At 57.4% G+C, this 17,547-nt stretch carries 17 protein-coding genes; 6 read left to right on the top strand and 11 right to left on the bottom strand.

The window, feature by feature from the left end; genetic code table 11:
* The 7 genes from B3M52_RS02865 to B3M52_RS02835 form a co-directional block, all read right to left on the bottom strand.
* Nucleotides 1-641 (bottom strand): maleate cis-trans isomerase family protein (locus B3M52_RS02865; RefSeq protein WP_286748691.1); only part of this gene is annotated, 641 nt, incomplete at its 3' end.
* Between the two features lie 51 nt (nucleotides 642-692).
* Nucleotides 693-2,576, bottom strand: a complete 1,884-nt coding sequence (locus tag B3M52_RS02860) for an N-acyl-D-amino-acid deacylase family protein (RefSeq protein WP_286748689.1) — start codon at nucleotides 2,574-2,576, stop codon at nucleotides 693-695.
* A gap of 51 nt (nucleotides 2,577-2,627) precedes the next feature.
* Nucleotides 2,628-2,846: a hypothetical protein gene (locus B3M52_RS02855; protein WP_126811866.1), complete on the bottom strand. Its 219-nt coding sequence runs from the start codon at nucleotides 2,844-2,846 to the stop codon at nucleotides 2,628-2,630.
* A 99-nt stretch (nucleotides 2,847-2,945) separates the two neighbouring features.
* Nucleotides 2,946-3,404, bottom strand: coding sequence for a DUF4112 domain-containing protein (locus tag B3M52_RS02850; RefSeq protein WP_286748688.1), 459 nt, complete (start codon nucleotides 3,402-3,404; stop codon nucleotides 2,946-2,948).
* 4 nt (nucleotides 3,405-3,408) lie between these two features.
* Nucleotides 3,409-4,116: a DUF3581 family protein gene (locus B3M52_RS02845; protein ID WP_036209399.1), complete on the bottom strand. Its 708-nt coding sequence runs from the start codon at nucleotides 4,114-4,116 to the stop codon at nucleotides 3,409-3,411.
* 165 nt (nucleotides 4,117-4,281) lie between these two features.
* A complete protein-coding gene (locus B3M52_RS02840; protein ID WP_075197016.1) occupies nucleotides 4,282-4,566 on the bottom strand; it encodes a SelT/SelW/SelH family protein in 285 nt (94 codons plus the stop codon).
* A 35-nt stretch (nucleotides 4,567-4,601) separates the two neighbouring features.
* Entirely contained in the window at nucleotides 4,602-8,303 is a 3,702-nt protein-coding gene (locus tag B3M52_RS02835; protein ID WP_126811868.1) for a DUF1631 family protein, read from the bottom strand.
* 209 nt (nucleotides 8,304-8,512) lie between these two features.
* On the opposite strand from B3M52_RS02835, the gene B3M52_RS02830 reads away from it, so the two are divergent.
* The 3 genes from B3M52_RS02830 (at nucleotide 8,513) to B3M52_RS02820 (ending at nucleotide 11,205) form a co-directional block, all read left to right on the top strand.
* The gene (locus B3M52_RS02830; protein WP_126811870.1) at nucleotides 8,513-9,298 is read left to right on the top strand and encodes a substrate-binding periplasmic protein; all 786 of its coding nucleotides are present in this window, start codon (nucleotides 8,513-8,515) and stop codon (nucleotides 9,296-9,298) included.
* A gap of 104 nt (nucleotides 9,299-9,402) precedes the next feature.
* Nucleotides 9,403-10,125: a hypothetical protein gene (locus B3M52_RS02825; RefSeq protein ID WP_036209409.1), complete on the top strand. Its 723-nt coding sequence runs from the start codon at nucleotides 9,403-9,405 to the stop codon at nucleotides 10,123-10,125.
* 12 nt (nucleotides 10,126-10,137) lie between these two features.
* Complete coding sequence (locus B3M52_RS02820; RefSeq protein ID WP_041334182.1) at nucleotides 10,138-11,205, top strand: peptidoglycan -binding protein; 1,068 nt, start codon at nucleotides 10,138-10,140, stop codon at nucleotides 11,203-11,205.
* 15 nt (nucleotides 11,206-11,220) lie between these two features.
* Here the strand turns inward: B3M52_RS02820 and B3M52_RS02815 are convergent, their stop codons facing one another.
* Complete coding sequence (locus tag B3M52_RS02815) at nucleotides 11,221-11,886, bottom strand: hypothetical protein (protein ID WP_075197020.1); 666 nt, start codon at nucleotides 11,884-11,886, stop codon at nucleotides 11,221-11,223.
* Between the two features lie 235 nt (nucleotides 11,887-12,121).
* Here B3M52_RS02815 and B3M52_RS02810 point away from each other — a divergent pair, with 235 nt between their 5' ends.
* A complete protein-coding gene (locus B3M52_RS02810; protein WP_075197021.1) occupies nucleotides 12,122-12,910 on the top strand; it encodes a TSUP family transporter in 789 nt (262 codons plus the stop codon).
* On the opposite strand, the gene B3M52_RS02805 is transcribed toward B3M52_RS02810, so the two are convergent.
* Nucleotides 12,907-13,692: a ZIP family metal transporter gene (locus tag B3M52_RS02805; RefSeq protein ID WP_213479508.1), complete on the bottom strand. Its 786-nt coding sequence runs from the start codon at nucleotides 13,690-13,692 to the stop codon at nucleotides 12,907-12,909. The genes B3M52_RS02810 and B3M52_RS02805 overlap by 4 nt on opposite strands.
* Nucleotides 13,693-13,826: 134 nt before the next feature.
* Between B3M52_RS02805 and B3M52_RS02800 the strand changes: the two genes are divergently transcribed.
* Nucleotides 13,827-14,699 carry a diacylglycerol/lipid kinase family protein gene (locus B3M52_RS02800; protein WP_286748685.1) on the top strand — a complete coding sequence of 291 codons (873 nt, stop codon included), beginning with the start codon at nucleotides 13,827-13,829 and terminating at the stop codon, nucleotides 14,697-14,699.
* A gap of 12 nt (nucleotides 14,700-14,711) precedes the next feature.
* On the opposite strand, the gene B3M52_RS02795 is transcribed toward B3M52_RS02800, so the two are convergent.
* Both B3M52_RS02795 and B3M52_RS02790 read right to left on the bottom strand, forming a co-directional pair.
* Complete coding sequence (locus tag B3M52_RS02795; RefSeq protein WP_041334185.1) at nucleotides 14,712-15,518, bottom strand: DUF1338 domain-containing protein; 807 nt, start codon at nucleotides 15,516-15,518, stop codon at nucleotides 14,712-14,714.
* Complete coding sequence (locus tag B3M52_RS02790; protein WP_082040547.1) at nucleotides 15,505-16,635, bottom strand: arginine N-succinyltransferase; 1,131 nt, start codon at nucleotides 16,633-16,635, stop codon at nucleotides 15,505-15,507. Before B3M52_RS02790 ends, B3M52_RS02795 begins: the two co-directional genes overlap by 14 nt.
* A 130-nt stretch (nucleotides 16,636-16,765) precedes the next feature.
* On the opposite strand from B3M52_RS02790, the gene B3M52_RS02785 reads away from it, so the two are divergent.
* Nucleotides 16,766-17,194 (top strand): Lrp/AsnC family transcriptional regulator, encoded by a 429-nt coding sequence (locus B3M52_RS02785; protein ID WP_040474313.1) that lies wholly within the window; start codon nucleotides 16,766-16,768, stop codon nucleotides 17,192-17,194.
* The last annotated feature ends 353 nt before the right edge of the window (nucleotides 17,195-17,547 follow it).

Here is a 17,547-nt window from a genome sequence, read left to right as displayed (position 1 = left end):
AGTACCGGCTTGCCCGCCGCTGCCTCCAGGTCTTCCAGCCAGGCGGCGGAATGCAATGCGGTATCGGGAATCAATAGCGCATCTGCGTCCGGGTGGTCATTGTCCGTCACGAACCTCAATACGGCCTCTTTCTCCAGCGTGCCCACCTCCGCTGCGGTAATAATGCCGCGGCAGTTTATGTGCACCACTTCGATATCGAAGTGCTCCAGAAACGTTTTGAACAGCAGGGCTATGTCCCGCGGGTAGGTAGCCGCGATGGCGACCCGCCTGGCGTTGATGGCGGTAACCGCCCTGGCGAATGCCATGGCCGTGGTAGAGGCCGGGATATGAAGCAGATTTTCGAGCGTCTCGATCTGTTCCCCTATACCGTCGATGCCACGAACGAAACTGGCACTGGTGGAGGTCCATAAAACGGCTTCCATATCCGCACTTTCAAGGTGTGCGGCTCCTTCCGTAAGGCGCGCCGGGCTTCCCATTTCGGTGAGTGCGTCAACGGTATGTGCATCTACATCGAACGCCGTATGTACGACTCTCACCTCAGCCGGTGGTGAGATCATTCCGGCCAGACGTGGGTAGTCATCCTCGGCAGCGTGTCCAGGATAAAGAAAGGCGAGGCGGGGACCCGGTGTGTTCTTGTCCATGCCTGAACAGTATTAGAGTTCAGGCAGTGTTGGCAACAGGATTGCGGGATGTCAGAAGGTGGTGTCCAGTACGGTGCCCATTTTTTTCTGACCCAGTGCATTGTCGAACGACGTTCCGTGCCACGCTGGATGACCGGCAATCATCACCATGGGCACCACACCGTCGGTGCGGTTAACCAGTTGCTCGTGCTGAAATGCCTCACGGTACTGACGTTGCACCGTATTGTTGTGGTCCATGCGGCGCAGGGCTGACGGGTCTACCAAGATAAGGTCGGCCTGATCGCCCACTTCGATGCCGCCCCCTTTGACGCCAAATACACGAGCGGGGTCCCGGGTGAGACGGCGTACCATATACGCTACATCTATATCGCCGCCGTCAGAGGCCAGTTTCAGGGCTCTGAGGTTGCCGTCGTAAAAGGCCATGTTGGTGAGATGGGCACCACTGTCATTGAAGCCCGGCAGAAGTTGTCGGTCCATCAGCAGGTTGCGGACAACGCGTTCGTTCCGATTTGCAGACACGGTATACCAGCTCAGATCACGGTCGAACGCCCGCAGCATCGCCAGCACGAAATCGCCTTCGTCTTTCACCCCTGAGAAGTGGTCTTTCAGCAGGGCCCGTTCCGCATCGCTGCCTTCGAGTGGTTTTCCTGCGTTGGCGGCATTCACCCGAGCGAAGACATCGGCAAAGGTATGGCCTTGCCATTCTCTCAGGGGGCATACGTCGATGGTCATATCCGCCAGGGTACGGTTGAAAGCGTAGTCCTCCAGGCGTACCAGCCGTTTGAGGCGCTTGAGGCCAAAACCGGTTTTGCCGCTCATCCACATGGCTTTGAACGACGCGATATAGGCTGGATCGTTGAGGATGTTCAGCCGGCCTTCACGGTCCTCCAGTTCGGTCTCATTGAGAATACGCAGTTCCTCGATCTCCTCGGAGAGCGGCGTTACGGCGCCGTCGGACCATACCTTGAAGGGGGCGGCCAGGGCCTGCAGGTGGAAGTCACCCCGCAAAAGTCGGGAATTGAGAACCCGGGCCAGCAATCTCGCCAGCCGCACGATCTTGCGGTTGCTTTGCACATCCAGGGCAGCCACCACCGTTGTTCTGAGTGGTTTGCCGTGGAGTAGGCCACAACTGAGCAGAAAGGTCTTGATGGTGCCCATGGTGCTGTCTTTCGGTGGCGTGGCCTGCCAGACACCGCCCTTGCGCCGCACCACGTCCGTCAGCCGTTTGATTTCCGGGTATTTGGCGAACTGCGTGGGTATGGTCTTGCGGGTATTGGGCTGGTTGGCCAGGTAGTGGAACGGCAGGGCATCGGTGGAGAATCCGGCATAGCCGTCATCCATGGCCTGCTCCAGCAATGCCTCCATGGCCTTGAGTTCGTCTTCCGTGGGGTCACGGGAAATGCTGGCGTCAAACCCCATGACCTCAATCCGCAACATTGAGTGCGGCACCATGGTGACCAGATTCGGGCCCAGGCTAAGTCTGTTCAGATGCTGGATGTATTCCTTCGGGTTCTTCCAGTCCACTCGATCGGCGGTCGCCCGCAGGACGTCCTTGGGAATGTTCTCCACTCGAGCGTAACAGTCCACAATCGGGTCTGCACCGTCCTTGCGCTGTGCGCCAAACGCCAGCCCCAGGCTACAGTTGGCAATGACAACCGTGGTGGTGCCATGGCGCACGGATTCGGGCAGGCCAGGGGCAACCTCCAGCTCCAGGTCGTAGTGGGTATGAATGTCAAACAACCCTGGCATGGCCCAGCGTTCAGTGGCATCGATGACCTTGTGCGCTTTTTGCGGATCAAGGTCCGGCCCTCGTGCTGCGACCCTGCCATCTGCGATGGCGATGTCTTCGCGGACCGGTAATTCGCCAATACCGTCGAAGACCTTGGCACCCTGGATCAGATAGTCCCAGACTGTATCGGGTGTGGTATCGCTCATGCGTGCCTCATGGTTTGTTGTTATGGTTCTCCCTAGAAGCCAGACGGGGTGCTAGGGCCTGATCTCGGTGGTGCTACCGGCCGGATTGGCGGGCTCATCCTTGGCTATAACATAGATGGCGCCGAGCACGATGGCCAGGGCTGCGATCAGAACGCCGGCGGCGCCGATAATCATTTTGGGCCTGGAGCTCTGAAGGCTCCCGCATTCCGGGCATTTAGGCGTTTCGGTGGGAAGGCTGGCTCCGCAGTTGGAGCATTGGGTCTTTGCCATGTTGTCTGTCCTCTTGGTGATGACGGGTCACAGGCATAGGGTGACATGTACCGAGTTAAGGCCAGAAAGCATTGGGGATAAATCCGTAGTGACCCTGAGTCAGAGCGCAAATACCGCCACAAGGGCGGTGAATACTGCCAGGGTGCCCACGATCACCAGGAATTGCATCCAGTGGAACCGCGGCTTTTGCTGAACGTTCAGTTCGGTTTCCAGGTGCTCCCTGAGCAGTTGGGTATTCCGGACATTGGCCTTCCAGGCGAAGTCGAAGACGTCGCCAATGACCGGAACAAGGCCGCCGAAAAAGTCGATCAGCATGTTCCTGACCATTTGCTGTTTGACCCGGGGGCTGGCTCCGGCACGGTGCGCTTCCAGGAGTACGTAGCAGGACATGAGCAGCCCGGCCAGGTCGCCGAGTACCGGAACAAGGCCGATGATGGGTTCCAGCCCGATCCGAAAGCGCGTGAAGGGTATGCCAATAGCGTTATCGGCCATCTGACTGAATCGGTTCAGGCGGGCCAGAGCTGCCTGTTTCTCTTCCTGGCTTACGGGCGTTGACATCCCATCAATCCCAGGATTTTTCCTTGAGCCGATAGAACTCCTCGACCACGGCATCCATGGCACCGGCGTCATAGTCACGAAGGCCACTGACCACAAGCTTTTTGGAAACCTCGCCGGCAACGTTGCCGTCTGAGATCAGCCGGTAGTCCAGTGAGACATTGCCACGCTTTCCGTCCGGCTTCAGCTCCGCGTTATGGAGTTCAAGGTCGGGGCTTGGCGCATCAAGCGTATCCAGGGCCAGGCTCATGCTTTGATACATGATCATTGGCCGGTCCGGATTGAACATCACGCCAGCATTTTCCATCAGCGGTTTGAGCGTATGGGGGAAGTTCTTGCCGGACGCGGCCACGTAGCAGCGAGTGAAGTTCTCAATCACGGTGTCATCGTGAGTCCGCTCACCACTGCGTTCCACCTCGATGTAGACCTTGTCATTCTGATCGTAGACGCGAATCAGGCCGTCGTCGTCCTCGCGGAAGTCCAGTGGAACATTTTCGCCGAGCAGGCTGCGAAAATGGAAGGTCATCTGTCGGGACAGGCCGAAGTGTGACAATAGCAGGGCAAACAACAGGTCTCCGGGAACACAGAAACGCCGGGCATCCGGATTGTGGATCGGATTAAAATCACCGGCCACTTCCTTGGCAAATCGACTGGCCTGGGTCGCGCTGATCAGTACGAGTCCGTTCTGGGTGGCGTGGTAGCGTTCAAGAAACATGCGTTGCCTTTTCGTTTTCGCAAATAGAGATGCCATGATAGTGGCCTGAAACGTCCTTTGCAGCAAGACACTACGAAACCAATGTCTAAGGCCTGGACGTAAATAAATGGTTTCGCTATGTCGCCCGGCGATGATGGCGGCCGGTTTGCATGTACACCTGAGTGCTCAGGCTGTGGGTACCCCGTCGGTATGGCCGAGTGATCGATCGGGCGAGACTTCATTTCGAACCAGTTGCTTCAGTTCCCGGATGTCGGGGAAGCCTTGCTGTTCCTTACGTGACCAGATGCGTTTGCCATTGACGTGAATTTCAAAAATTCCGCCTGTGCCCGGTATCAGGGTCAGTTCGTTCAGCTCCTCTTCAAAGGTGCTCAACAGTTCCTGTGCCATCCAGGCGGATCGAAGCATCCACTTGCAGCCCGTACAGTACGTGATTCTTACGCTGTTTGGCATGGGTGGTCTCCCGTTGATTCGGTGATTGTGGTGTTTCAGGCCTTTGCGGTGGCCCCCAGACTATCCATCCGCCGGGGTTTTGCAATACAGAATCCCTGCCCGAAATCTACCTGGATCTCTTTAAGCAGCTCCAATGTCTCCATATCTTCCACATATTCGGCGATGGTTTTCATGTCGAGGAAATGACACAACTCGGTGATGGATCGAACCAATGCGTAGTTGGTCAGGTTAATGGCCATGTCACGGACGAATATGCCGTCCACCTTGACGTAGTCCACCGGTAGTTTTTGCAGGTAGGCGTAGGAGGACAGGCCGGTTCCGAAGTCGTCCAGTGCAAACCGGCACCCAAGCCGCTTCATCTCGGTCATGAAATCGGCGGCGTAATGCAGGTTGGCAACGGCGGACGTCTCGGTGACTTCGAAACAGATCTGATGGGTGAGGGCGTTGTGCTGCTTCATCCTCGTTTCCAGGGCGAACAGAAAGGCGTCGTCACTCAATGATGCGCCGGAGAGGTTGATGTTGAACGTATGGATGCTCTCCATGGCGCCTGGGTGTCCTTCCATCCAGTCTATTGCTTCGTCAATCACCCAAAGGTCAACACGGGAACTCCGGCGGAACTGTTCCGCGGCCTCAATGTAACTTTGTGGGGAAATTTCCTGGCCGGAGGAGTTCTGAAGGCCTAGCAGCAGTTCGTACATGTCACCGTTGCTGGCATCAGTCAGGGGAAGGATCCGCTGTGCTCTCAGGTACAGGCTGCCATCGCGTATGCTGCGGTCAATTTCGGGTACCCACTGGGGGCCCGAGGTGGGCACTTGCTGGGATTGGTCCCGAACCAGTTCAACGCTGTTTCCGCCTTTCTTCTTGGCGGATTTGAGCGCCAGGTTGGCCTGGTTCATCAGTTCGCCGGCAGAGCGTAGGGTGTCTTCGAAAGGGCACACGCTCGCACTCAGGGTGGCGGAGAATTCGGTGTCGTCAACGGTATGTGACTCGGTTCGAAAGGCGTCACGCAGCCGTTCGGAGAAATCCAGTCCTTCCTCCACCGGCATCTTTTGGGCCAGCAGTGCGAATTCGTTACCTCCCAGTCGACCGATGCAGTGATCGCCGGAGTGTCCCGAAGCCTGATCCTGAAGCAGGGAGGCAAACCGTTTCAGGAGCTCGTCGCCGACGCCGGTGCCATAGGTGGCATTGATCACACTGAATTCGTCGATGTCGAACACCATCAGGGTATGACTACCGGGTTTGCCGTCCATTACGGACAGGGCCTGGGCCAACTGCTTCTCGAAATCATGCCGGTGAAGACATCCCGTGAGGGCGTCGTGAGTGGCTTCGAAGTTGAGCTTGCTGTAGACCCCCTGAACGATGTCGAACAGGCTCTGGTCGACAAAGGGAATGTCTCCCTGCTTGACGAGCCACGCGTCACCGCGGGCCAGTCTCGACACGAATTCGGAATATTGATAACTCACCTCACCCAGTCCCTGGGGCGAAAGGAACACAAAGCGAAAGACATCCTTGCCGCCCCAGACCAGTCGCATGCGCCGTTTTTCACCATTGTCGAGGACAATCTCAACCCAATCGCCCACGCCAATTTCCTGGGCACGCCGGGCCCAGCGGGTGTCAACTGACTCCGTAGAGGCCTCCGCTTCCTCCAGCTGGCAGGAACCCGGGGGATAGGCGTCGAGGGTTACTGTTTCGGTCGATACCTGCTGATGCAATTCCCGGGTCAGCCTCGCCACCACATCGCGGACTGGCGACACTTCGCCAACCGTACGTAGTTCCCTGTCGATAAGCTGGATCAACGCGTCGCTTTCCAACTCCCGCTCAAATGCGAGATCCTTGCTGGTTTCTCCGCCCGATAGCCAGAGGCGGATCTGCTCAACGATGTTAATGAAACTTGTGGCGGTTTGGCTCTCAGCGCCTTCCCGCAATACCGCCAGTACGATCAACTGCTCCCAGCCTGCGTTCAAAAGATCAAGCAGTACTGTTGGCACGGCTTTATCCGCCAGGATCATGTTCAGGCGTCGCTGCACGCCGAGCCGCGTCTGCCGCAGGCGTTCCTTGCCTTCCAGGGTCTTGGCGATACGTTCGGAGTTCCTCAGGAACGATTGTTCCTGGCGTTCTACCAGGCCCTGCAACCGGGTACCGATGGACCTGTAAAACGCTTCATCCCGTTCTTCCGTCTGGATGAGTTCGTCGATAATTCCCGTCACCGTCTGTTCCAGGTTGCGGCTTGAACTCCGCTCGGCCAGGCAGAGGCGCATAAGATCGTTGACGATGGTCCTGGCCGGGTGGTTGTCGCGGTCCAGGAATTCAGAGGTCTCGAGCAGGACCTCCAGAACCGGAAGTCTCAACTGTTCAAGCTGTTCCCTCAGCGTTCTGTTCAGCCCCTGTTCATGCTCCAGTGGGGCGAACAGACGATCCACGAGGGTGACTTTGTCCCACGTACCGTCATCAAGTGCCTGTTCCAGGTCCGGATTGGAGGATGCCAGATTTCGAATGGCCTCCTCCATGCTGGGGCCCGGCTCGCCCAGCACCTTGCGCAGATCGTCTCTGTGCGGTCGCAGTTCGGCGGTAAACTGTGGGTTGGTGCGTGGCCAGGTATCCCGCAGGTTACCCGGATCCTGTTGCAGGCTCATCAGTCGCAGTAACGAACGCCCAGGGGCAGAGGCGGGTGCCGCGGGGGGCGTGGAATCTACCACCGATGCTTCAGGATGGGGCGTCTCCGTTGGTGCTTCCCGGGCCTTATTGGATTCCCTCAGTGACCAGTTGGAAGGCAAGCTGGTCAGATCGAGCGCCAGCAGGCCCGCTGCACGAAGGTCGCGGTTCAGCGACTCTGCGGCTCGGGGCCAGAGGTCATCCAGCACGGTCTCGAAAGCAAGGTAGAGCGTGCCGCGATGCTGTCGGGCAATACCGAGTCGATCAATGGCGAATTGCAGACAGGTGCACAGTGACAGTGGTGAAAGAGGGTTGCTGCGGTCGCTGATATCGCAGGAAAAAAGCTGGTTGAGCAACTGGCTGAGCACGAACAGCGTATTGGTGTGTTTGCTGGCGAGCTCGGATGCCACCATTTGGAGTTCCAGCCAGTCCTCAAAAACATGCTGCTCCACGACCCTGAGTTCGCCGTTTTGGCTGTCGTTGTCCTTACTCGGGTTGAGCTGGTGGTCGAACGCTTGGAACTGCAGCGTAAAATCCCGGTATATCTGCTCCCCCCGACTGTTGAAGATGAAGCGCATGTCCTTCAGACGGGTGATCTCACGCACTTCCGCCGCTTGTTCAAGGTCGTTCCCGATACCCTCGCAGGCGTGGTCGATGAAGTCGGCTACCAGGGTGCCCAGCAGGCGCCGGGTGTGTTTTTGGTAGGTATCTCGCAACGACGGCAAGCTGGCGGAGGGTGGGGTGAGCTGATCGGGAATCCTTTGTGGTAAGCGTCGCAGATATTCAATGGTTTCCGCGTCGTGGGGATCACTGGTCATCCGCACACTGTCCCCAGCGGCAGCTTGTAGACCACCACTCACACGCGTGGGGTGATTGCCGTCAAACAGAAATAGTTCGGCGGGAGTGTGGTCCGACCCATTCAGGTGTTGTATCAGACCAGGCGAAGTGAGGTTCGCCAGTGTCAGTTGGGCGCCGTCGTCGCCGGACGAGGCCGCGACCAGTTCACATCCACAAGGAATAAAACCGCGAACAACGATGAGAGCGTTTTGACGGAGGCCGGTGATACGGGTCTGGCTTTCTGTCATAAACGGGGTCCCTGGGCAGGCCGGCTGCCAACAATTCCATAAACATGCATTCAGATTTTACACTTCTTCACACCTCACGGTAGACCAGTTTCAGCGGAAAATCTGTTTATTCCGATGGATAAAGGTATTGACGGGTGTATTGGCATTATTGCTCAAAGTGACTAGCCTAAACTACCAATACCCCTACCCATTGCGACGAGGACAAAAGCATGCCAGCCAAACCAGGCCCAGAAATGACCGGCCCGTTGAAGTTCATTAGACCGGTCTTGCAAGGCCTCCTTATGCTGGCGGTGTTGTCGTCGGCCGTTGCTGACGAGAAGCTGTATATCTTCACCGAGAACTACCCACCCTATAACGCGTCAACCACGGGGCAGGGCTTCGCCCATAATGAAGACGATATCACCGGTATCTGTACCGATATGGTTAAAACCATGATGGAGCGGGTGGACTACGAATACGTCATGAAGATGCGGGACTGGAGCCGTGCCTACGAATGGGTCCAGGGGCGGGAGAACCATGCTCTGTTCTGCACCGCCAGAACCGAGGAGCGGGAAGACGAGTTTCAGTGGGTCGGCCCGCTGGCGTCGATCAAGTGGACCCTGTTTGCCGCGCCCGATTCCAACATCCAGTTGGAGTCCCTCGAAGGTGCCCGGCAGTACAAGATTGCCGGGTACAAGGGCGACGTCATGTCGGACTATCTGGTGAGTGAGGGGTTTGATCTGGTCATGAATGTGTCCGGTGAGCAGAATCCTCGACGTTTGGTGCTGGGCCAGGCCGACCTTTGGGTGACAGATGGTCTCGTGGGGCCTCTGGTGGCGGAGGAAGAGCACGACATCACTGGCCTGAAACCGGTTCTCGTTTTCCGTGAGACGCCGATGTACCTGGCGGTCAGCAACGAAACGGCCCCGGCCATTGTGGAGGACCTTCAGGCAGCGCTTGATGAAGCGCGAGACAGCGGCGCCCTGGACAGTATCGCTCAACGCTACGAGCCTTGAGCGGTGGTAACAAATCCTTAACGCAACCAGTGGGGTTGTGGACAGCAGTAATGGCAAGCTTGTGCTAGCTTTTAACGTGTTTCCCGACGAATGCGGTGGCGTTAATGAGCAATCCCAAGCATACCCTTTTCTGGATGACGCTGTTCCTGGTGGTCGTTGTGGTGGTTTGTGCATTGATCCACAAACCATTGCAGGCCGCGTTTATGGCGAACTGGGTGTTCAACCTGTTAATTGTTTGTGTGCTGCTGGTTGGCATTGCCATCACCTATCGCCAGGTGTTTGTGCTGTTTCCGGAATTGCGCTGGATTGCGCAGTTCCGCACCGGCAACGCCGGGCTCTCCGTATTGCAGGAACCCCGTCTTCTGAAGCCGCTGGCGCGACAGTTGGATGACGACTCCAAGCGTGACCGCTTCTCGTTGTCCACCATGTCGTTGCGTACGGTACTGGATGGCATCCACAGCCGCATGGACGAACAGCGCGAAATCACCCGCTATTTCATCAGTCTTCTCATCTTCCTGGGATTGCTGGGCACCTTCTGGGGCCTGCTTGGAACCATCAATTCCGTAGGCGCCGTCATTGTAAACCTGGATATGAGCCAGGAGGACTTTGGCAAGGTGTTTGCCGGCCTGCAGTCTGGGCTGCTGGAGCCCCTGGAAGGCATGGGAACGGCGTTCAGCTCGTCGCTGCTGGGGCTTGGTGGCTCCTTGGTCCTGGGTTTTCTGGATATCCAGGCGGGCCACGCCCAGAACCGGTTTTACGACGGCCTGGAGGAATGGCTGACTGGTGTAACCAACCTCGTGGACCGGGTTGACGATGATCCGCGATAGCAGGCCAGCCCCATGATCGGTTCCCGGCGTCGAACCCGCAGCAGCATCAACGTATGGCCCGGATACGTCGATGCGTTGTCGGCACTGCTGATGTTGATCATCTTCATGCTGCTGATTTACGTGGTCAGCCAGCTGTACCTGTCGCAAACCCTCTCGGATCGGGATTCGGAACTGGCCAGGCTCAATAGCCGCTTGCAGGAAATTTCCCGGTTGCTTGGTCTTGAGCAGGAAGAGACCGCCGCCCTGGAAAACGAGATGGCTGCGGTCCAGAACCGCTTCAGCGAAAGCCTCGCGCTGAACGATACACTTCGTGAGGAGCTGGAGGAGGAGAAGGCCCGGCGGTTGGAGCAACAATACAATGCCGAGGCCCAGGCCCTGCGGGTTGAAGATCTTGGCAAGGCCGTCGCCAGGGCGGAGTCGGAGTTGGAGGATGAAGAGCAACTGACGGCTTCCCAGCGCGCAATCATCCAGCAGCTTTCGAACCAGATTGCTGCGCTGCAGGATCAGCTCGGCCGCATCACCGCTGCGTTGCGTTTACAGGAGGACCTCACCGCCGAGAAGGAAGCCGAACTTGAAGAGGTGGGAAAGCGCCTGAATACATTGCTTGCCGAACGAGTCAATGAACTGGAACGCTATCAGTCGGAGTTCTTCGCCAGGCTGCGGGATATTCTGCAGGATAACGAGAACATCCGCATTGTCGGCGATCGCTTCCTGTTACCTTCGGAATTGCTGTTTGCCTCCGGCTCCGCCAGCCTTGGGCAGGAGGGTCAACAGGAGCTGGACAAGCTGGCAGAAGTGCTGCTGGACGTGGTGGACGCCATTCCCGAGGATATCGACTGGATTCTGCGCATCGACGGCCACACCGACCGGATTCCCATCAATACCGAAGCGTTTCCCTCGAACTGGGAACTCTCCACGGCCAGGGCAGTCGCCGTCGTGCGCTACCTTGCCTCTGCAGGCGTTCCCCAGAACCGCATGGTAGCTGCCGGTTTCGGGGAATTTTTCCCGGTTGCTTCGGGCGGTTCTGCCGAGGCGCTGCGACAGAACCGACGTATCGAGATCAAGCTGACAGACCGTTAAACGCTAGAGGCTGTGTCAGCCTGTCCGCCCGAAGAAACGTTCGAAGAACCCGGTTTCCCGCACGTCGGGAATGGGCAGGTCGGCGTTATCCTCAAGCGCCTTGCGCCAGAACCGCTCGGGGTCATCGAGGTGGGCAACTTTTTCCCGTTCCTGTGTGCTGTAGGAATTGTGGTCTCCACTGAGCCCGTGTTCCATGAGTTCCTGTTCCCAGAGATACAGGGCGCAGCGAACAACGCGAAGCAGCTTGTTATAGCTGTCCCTGCTGATGGTAATGGCCAGTTCGGCGGTCAGGTTGATATGCGCCTGAAGCGTGGCCATTTCCTCTTTGTCGAAAACAATACGGTGGCCCGTGCCTTTCTTGCAGGCCATACAGGTTTTTTCCAGGGATTTGATGCCTTCTGGCATGTCCCGATGGCCGAAGTCCTGCTTCTGCTTGTCGTCGACCGGGGCGGGGATCCAGCCATACTGGGGTGAGCGGGCCACGATATGGCCGGGAACATCGCGCCGGTAGGGCGGGAGTTCCGAAGTATCACTGTAGCCGTCAAACTCGATTCGCATCCACGACGCCATCGTCCGGTGGCGCAACATCATGGCCAGGGTGATGGCTGAGGGCATGATCTCCTCAAGTGATTCTCCGTCGTCCCGGAGCCGTTCGTCCAGATGATCAACTGCTGCTGACATGGCTGTTCTCCATTTACCACGGGCAGAAGGGCCCACCTCCTGCCTGGCTGTTGTTCTTGTCGGAAATTCTGTCCGGCGGCTTTACCGGAAGCATTGATTAAAAACTAGGCGCTTTCTGTCATTTCTTCCGTTGTAGAAAAGTAGCCAGTTTGTTACTGGAAGTAAGGGCTTCCCGGCAGGTATGCTCATACACCTTTGTATTCGCGAACCTGGCTCCCGGAACCTCGATACCTCTATGTCTGACTTGGCGTTGTACCAGTATGTCCTGATTGGCCTGATTTTTATCTGGAGCGGGTTTGTCCGTTCCGGGCTGGGATTCGGCGGGGCGGTGCTTTCACTGCCTTTCCTGCTGCTGGTGCTGGACGACCCGCTGGTGTTCCTGCCCATCATTGCAGTGCACCTGTTGGTGTTTTCCTCCCTGACCATCTGGATGAATAATCGCAAGTCGTCGGGTACGGGTGATGATGGCGCGGCGGTCGTGGGTACGGTCGATTGGCATTATCTCTGGCGGATTCTGGCGATCATGATCGTGCCCAAGCTGATCGGGGTGTTCGGACTGATCACACTGCCGTCAGAGATCATGAGCACGATTATCTTTGTGATCGTGTCCCTGTACTCCATCTCCTACATCCTTGACCGGCCTTTTCGCAGCGGCAGCCGGACTGTGGACGCGGTGTTTCTGATGGTGGGCGGCTACATCAGTGGTACGTCCCTGATTGGTGCCCCGCTGATTATTGCCGTTGTGGCGCAGCATCTGCCGAAAGAGCGCCTGCGGGACACCCTGTTCGCACTCTGGTTCATCCTGGTGGTGATCAAAATGGCGGCGTTTATCTGGGTGGGCGTCGACCTGCAGCTGATCCACCACCTGTGGCTGTTACCCTGCGCTGCCATTGGTCATGTCATCGGGCTTTACGTTCACGACCGCATGCTGAAGGCGGAAACACCGATCTTCTTCCGGGTGCTGGGCGTTGTGCTGTTGATCGTCAGCAGCATCGGTATGGCGAGGGTGTTGTTTCCCGGCTAACCCAGCGTGGCGTCAAGGAACATCATGATGACGAAGCCGCCCAGAAGCGAGAAGGTGGCCAGGGTCTTGAAGCGGCCACGATGGGTCTCGGGGATGATCTCATCACTGATAATGAACAGCATGGCACCGGCCGCGAAGCCGAGGGTCCACGGCATGATGGGTTCTGCCAGCCATACCATGGTGCTGCCGAAAAGCCCGCCAACGGGCTCGAGCAGCCCGGTCAGCACCGCGATCCCGAAGGATTTCAGGCGTGAGTGCTCGATGGCCAGCAGGGAGACGGCCACGGCCAGGCCTTCGGGGATGTTCTGAAGCCCAATGCCCACCGCCAGGGCCACCCCATTACCGATGTCACCACCGGCAAACCCGACGCCAACGGCCATGCCTTCAGGGAAGTTGTGCAGGGCAATGGCGATGATGAACAGCCATATCCGGCGCATACGTGCGCTGTCAGGGCCTTCCCGGCCCAGGGTGAAGTGTTCGTGGGGTAGCCGCTGATGAATGCTGAAGAGTAGGCCTGCGCCCATGAGAAGGCCGGCGATAACCATCAACGCGGCGCTCCAGGTAGCGCCGGTGAGCTCCTCGCCGTATTCGATGCCCGGGAGTAGTAGCGAGAAGAACGACGCCGCCAGCATGACCCCCGCAGCTGCGCTGAGCATGCCGTCCTGCAGCTGTGGCGTGAGCTTTCTGACCAGGAATACACCCAGGGCGCCGACACCTGTCCCAAGGCCTGCCAGCAGGCTGGCAATCGACCCCAGCCAGACAACATTGACATCTTCCAGCATCGGTCTCCCTTAGTTCGTCGGTGGCGGCGTTACAGCGCCGTTAAACCTTGACCATGTTGATGGCAAGTTCCGCTACCATGGCTTATACCTTAGTACGTCAAAAATCCAAAACAGACCCAGGAAGACGGTATGCAATGGTTTACTGGTTGATGGCCAACCCCAACGCCGGGGAAAAGGACAATCGTGGCGCTGAGTTCTGGCGAAATTACCTGGAAAGTGCGGGCATTGTCGATATCCGGGATTGCAGTCTTGACGATAAGAGCTGGACCGAAGAGGTGGGCCCCAGGGACTTCATCCTCGCGGCTGGAGGCGATGGCTCAGTAAATGCGGCGGCCGGTTTTTGTCTCGATACCGGCGCTACCCTCGCGGTTCTGCCTTCCGGGACCGCCAATGATTTTGCCCGCAACCTGGGGCTGCCTGACGATCCCCAGCATGTTTGCAATCTGGTCTCGGCAGGACGGACCCGTATGCTGGACGTAGCCACCACCGATAACGGTCTGTTTCTGAACGCGGCTCATATCGGACTCGGCACATTGCCGGTTCGAGAGTCGTCGGCGGACGCCAAACGACTTCTCGGTCGCTTCAGCTATGGCGTAGCGTTGCTGCAGAAACTGCGGGTGTATCGGGGTTTCCATGGCCTCATCGAAACCGAGAAGGGAACCGTAGCCGGGCGATGGCTGACCATTGCGGTGTCCTCCGGTGCCTTTTTCGGCGGTGGCAACGAGATTCCCCAGGCGTCGGCAGGGGATGGTCAATTGGATGTCGTGGCCGTGAGGCCGCGTTCGCTGTTCCAGCTTTTCATGACTTTTTTGACGGTGCGGTTGAGCCGTAACTCTCCGAAACGAACCAGCACAGTGGTTCACCTCAAAAGCCCGACCGTGTCGATCACCACCCGTTCGCGCCGAACGGTCACCATGGATGGGGACATCGCCGGCGATACACCACTTCGTGCTCAATGCAGGCCAGCCTGCCTGAAGGTCATCTGTGAGGAACTGGTAACGACCTGAAGGCTTTGTCCTTCAGGTTCGGCTGTCCGTGCTCTCGAAAATCTTGTCCGCCGAGGCGGCAACAAAGCCACTGTAGAGCTCTCCGTCAGGCTTGGCATAGCGACGTGCGAACTCGTAGAAGCAGCTTGGTATGGCCGCCGTCTGATCCGTAAACCGGACGTCGGCGCGGTCCGCCATGGTGGAAGATTGTTCCAGCAGCTCTTCCGGAGAGCCTTTGATCTCACCTCCGGAACTGTTCACACGGTAACCGTTGTCTTTGAGGGTCTGATTGATTTCAGCCACGGTTTTGAATCGGCTGAGATGATTGATGCTCACCGTAAAGTGGTTGGCCCGATAACCCCAAGCCGCTACCCAGGCCGCGTATTCACTTTCCTCCAGCAGGGTCTGGTAGGTGGCGTGGTCGACATCCCAGTGACGACCGGAATAGAGAAAGTCGTCCCGGGTGACGGCGGTAGGGTCCATCTGGCTCACCAGGCCTTCCACAATGGATTGCAGCGACCCGGAACACTGATCAACCAGCAATTCGGAAATGAACACCTTGGGGGCAGTCGGATCTGGATGCTCGTAGTGTTTTGCGTACAGTTTCTTGGCGTCGAAGTGATAGTCGCCGCCTTCGTGATATCCCAGCGCCAGGAAGTGCGCGGCCAGTTTGTCCAGGTTTACCTTCTCGATGTTGAAGGTACGCAGGGCAATGTGGTCATTCACAATTTCGCCGCCCTGGGTGTCATCCAGCAACCGGTGGATATCCTGTGCCGAGGGTGTCACCTCGCAGTAATTGTCCCAAAGGTGGCGGAACAAAGTATCTCTATCGGTGTGCATGGATGGCCTCCTGTTGTTGGCGCAGTGGAATGGCTGTGGTCGCAGCTCCGCTCTGTGCGGCTGCAAGTTCCATGAAACGGACTTCTCCATCGTTGCGCAGATTAAGCGACTTTGCCAGTGCTGCCGGTACCTGCAGGAGATTGTGAGCAGGCAGGTATCGGGCAGCACTGGTGACGGTGGCGCGGAAATTCGCCGTTTCGGTATTGGTGATGGCCAACAGTCGGCCCTGGCCACCCCGGTTCCATTCCTCGAGCGTCGGTCGCACATCATCAACAATCTGGATACGGCAGCCGACGGACGTCGATACCGAGCGGATATCGGCCAGTCTCGCCTCAACGGTCGGGCCGGCATCAAACAGATCCACGTAACCATTATGGCGGAACCCTTCGGCTTCGAGCATGGCCAGCGCCGGACGGGTTTGCGGGTGTACCTGCCCGATAACAGCGCGGGCGTTTTCGTCCATCAAATGGGTGTAGAGCGGGTGTCGGGGCATCAGGTCGGCGATAAAGCCGTTGTCGCCCGTGCCCACCATGCGTGTCACCGTGCTGAAATCAAGATCCACGAAATGGGTCCGCAACCAATCCCAGAAGGGCGACTGCCCGCCTTCGTCCGAGATGCCCCGCATTTCAGCGATGACAGTCTCAGCAAAACGCTGCGGATGCTGGGCCATAAACAGAAAGCGAACCCGGGAGAGCAGCTTGCCCGCGTGCGCCCGCCGAAACCTGGGCCGCAAAAACAGTGTGCAGATCTCGCTGCAACCGGTGTAATGATTGCACATGTTGAGGACTTCCAGTCGGCGGAGCAGATTCAGTTCCGGCGAGTGGTGAACGACCTGGCTGCGATGATAATGATACAGAGGGCGTCGGATGCCTACAGAGGCTTCAATACCGGTGGTACCCATGATTTCGCCGGTTTCCGGGTCTTCCAACACGAACAGATAGCCTTCGTCGCCTGGGGTACCGGTATGGCGGTTAAAACTGTCCATGGAATGACGGATTTTCTGGGTCAGGAAATCACGGTCATCGACCAGTGAGGTGAAACCGGGGCCGGATTCCACGGCAATCTGCTGCAGAGCGGCGAGGTCTGAGAGGGCAACCGGGCGGATAATCATAGACATGTCCTCATCTGCTGACCGCTGGAAGCGGAGAGTGGCAGGGCCAGTATGATGGGGTGTAGTGCCATTTTGTAGCGTCAAAAAATGATAAATGATGATATATTATGGCAATTTGACCAGGAATGATGTCGATATGATCAGCAAGCAGGACCAAAGGCTACTATTACACCTGCGCCAGAATGCCCGTTGCAGTGTCTCGGACCTGGCTAGGGCACTGGACCTGTCGCGCTCAACGGTGCAGAACCGCATTGCAAAGCTCGAAGCGAGTGGCGTGATTCGCGGGTATTCCGTTGAGCTTGGGGGCGAGTACACGGCAACCCAGGTGGAGGCCCATGTGTCGATCAAGGTTTTCCAGAAGCTGACGGCTCGAACCAACGCAGCCCTGGAACAGATCAGCCAGGTATCCCAGTTGTATTCTGTCAGCGGCGAGTATGATCTGATTGCCATCGTCCAGGCTCAGTCCCTGGAGGAGCTGAGTGCGGTTCTGGACGAAATCGGCAATCTTGAGGGTGTGGAGCGAACCAATTCGGCGGTGGTTCTGGAGACGCGTTTCAGGCGTTGATACCGGTATTTCCGGAAATGGTTTGTAAAAGCTGTAATGAGTTTCAACATCTTTGCATATGCGACATATCGTCTGAGTGTTGATTCCTCGCCCAGGTCTGTACGCATTCAGGTGGCTGATTTTACGGGGCAATGCTATTTAGGGCTGAGATAGGGGCTGGTCATTAGAGCTCGAAGTGGAAAACGCCAAGGTCGTTCGGCTAAAAAGTGTCAGATTTTGATACGTAGGGTGTAAAGCAAACCAGAAAACTCTGTAAATGTGTTTAAAGTGCAGTGATTGTGTTGGCTCCTGTCTGCAAAAATCTAAAATCCGTACTTTTTCGTGCTCTCCTGAAAAAATTCCGTCGTCGCCCG

Origin of the sequence: Marinobacter sp. UBA2688 (assembly GCF_002352785.1) — a bacterium.
Taxonomy (GTDB): domain Bacteria; phylum Pseudomonadota; class Gammaproteobacteria; order Pseudomonadales; family Oleiphilaceae; genus Marinobacter; species Marinobacter salarius.
The sequence above is the reverse complement of the archived record's forward strand: the minus strand, read 5'-3'. Positions and strand labels throughout refer to the sequence as shown.

Bases quoted from the DNA above. Each gene is read 5' to 3' on its own strand.
- B3M52_RS02860 (WP_286748689.1), bottom strand. From the start codon at position 2,576: ATGAGCGATACCACACCCGATACAGTCTGGGACTATCTGATCCAGGGT.
- B3M52_RS02855 (WP_126811866.1), bottom strand. From the start codon at position 2,846: ATGGCAAAGACCCAATGCTCCAACTGCGGAGCCAGCCTTCCCACCGAA.
- B3M52_RS02850 (WP_286748688.1), bottom strand. From the start codon at position 3,404: ATGTCAACGCCCGTAAGCCAGGAAGAGAAACAGGCAGCTCTGGCCCGC.
- B3M52_RS02845 (WP_036209399.1), bottom strand. From the start codon at position 4,116: ATGTTTCTTGAACGCTACCACGCCACCCAGAACGGACTCGTACTGATC.
- B3M52_RS02840 (WP_075197016.1), bottom strand. From the start codon at position 4,566: ATGCCAAACAGCGTAAGAATCACGTACTGTACGGGCTGCAAGTGGATG.
- B3M52_RS02835 (WP_126811868.1), bottom strand. From the start codon at position 8,303: ATGACAGAAAGCCAGACCCGTATCACCGGCCTCCGTCAAAACGCTCTC.
- B3M52_RS02830 (WP_126811870.1), top strand. From the start codon at position 8,513: ATGCCAGCCAAACCAGGCCCAGAAATGACCGGCCCGTTGAAGTTCATT.
- B3M52_RS02825 (WP_036209409.1), top strand. From the start codon at position 9,403: ATGAGCAATCCCAAGCATACCCTTTTCTGGATGACGCTGTTCCTGGTG.
- B3M52_RS02820 (WP_041334182.1), top strand. From the start codon at position 10,138: ATGATCGGTTCCCGGCGTCGAACCCGCAGCAGCATCAACGTATGGCCC.
- B3M52_RS02815 (WP_075197020.1), bottom strand. From the start codon at position 11,886: ATGTCAGCAGCAGTTGATCATCTGGACGAACGGCTCCGGGACGACGGA.
- B3M52_RS02810 (WP_075197021.1), top strand. From the start codon at position 12,122: ATGTCTGACTTGGCGTTGTACCAGTATGTCCTGATTGGCCTGATTTTT.
- B3M52_RS02805 (WP_213479508.1), bottom strand. From the start codon at position 13,692: ATGCTGGAAGATGTCAATGTTGTCTGGCTGGGGTCGATTGCCAGCCTG.
- B3M52_RS02800 (WP_286748685.1), top strand. From the start codon at position 13,827: ATGGTTTACTGGTTGATGGCCAACCCCAACGCCGGGGAAAAGGACAAT.
- B3M52_RS02795 (WP_041334185.1), bottom strand. From the start codon at position 15,518: ATGCACACCGATAGAGATACTTTGTTCCGCCACCTTTGGGACAATTAC.
- B3M52_RS02790 (WP_082040547.1), bottom strand. From the start codon at position 16,635: ATGTCTATGATTATCCGCCCGGTTGCCCTCTCAGACCTCGCCGCTCTG.
- B3M52_RS02785 (WP_040474313.1), top strand. From the start codon at position 16,766: ATGATCAGCAAGCAGGACCAAAGGCTACTATTACACCTGCGCCAGAAT.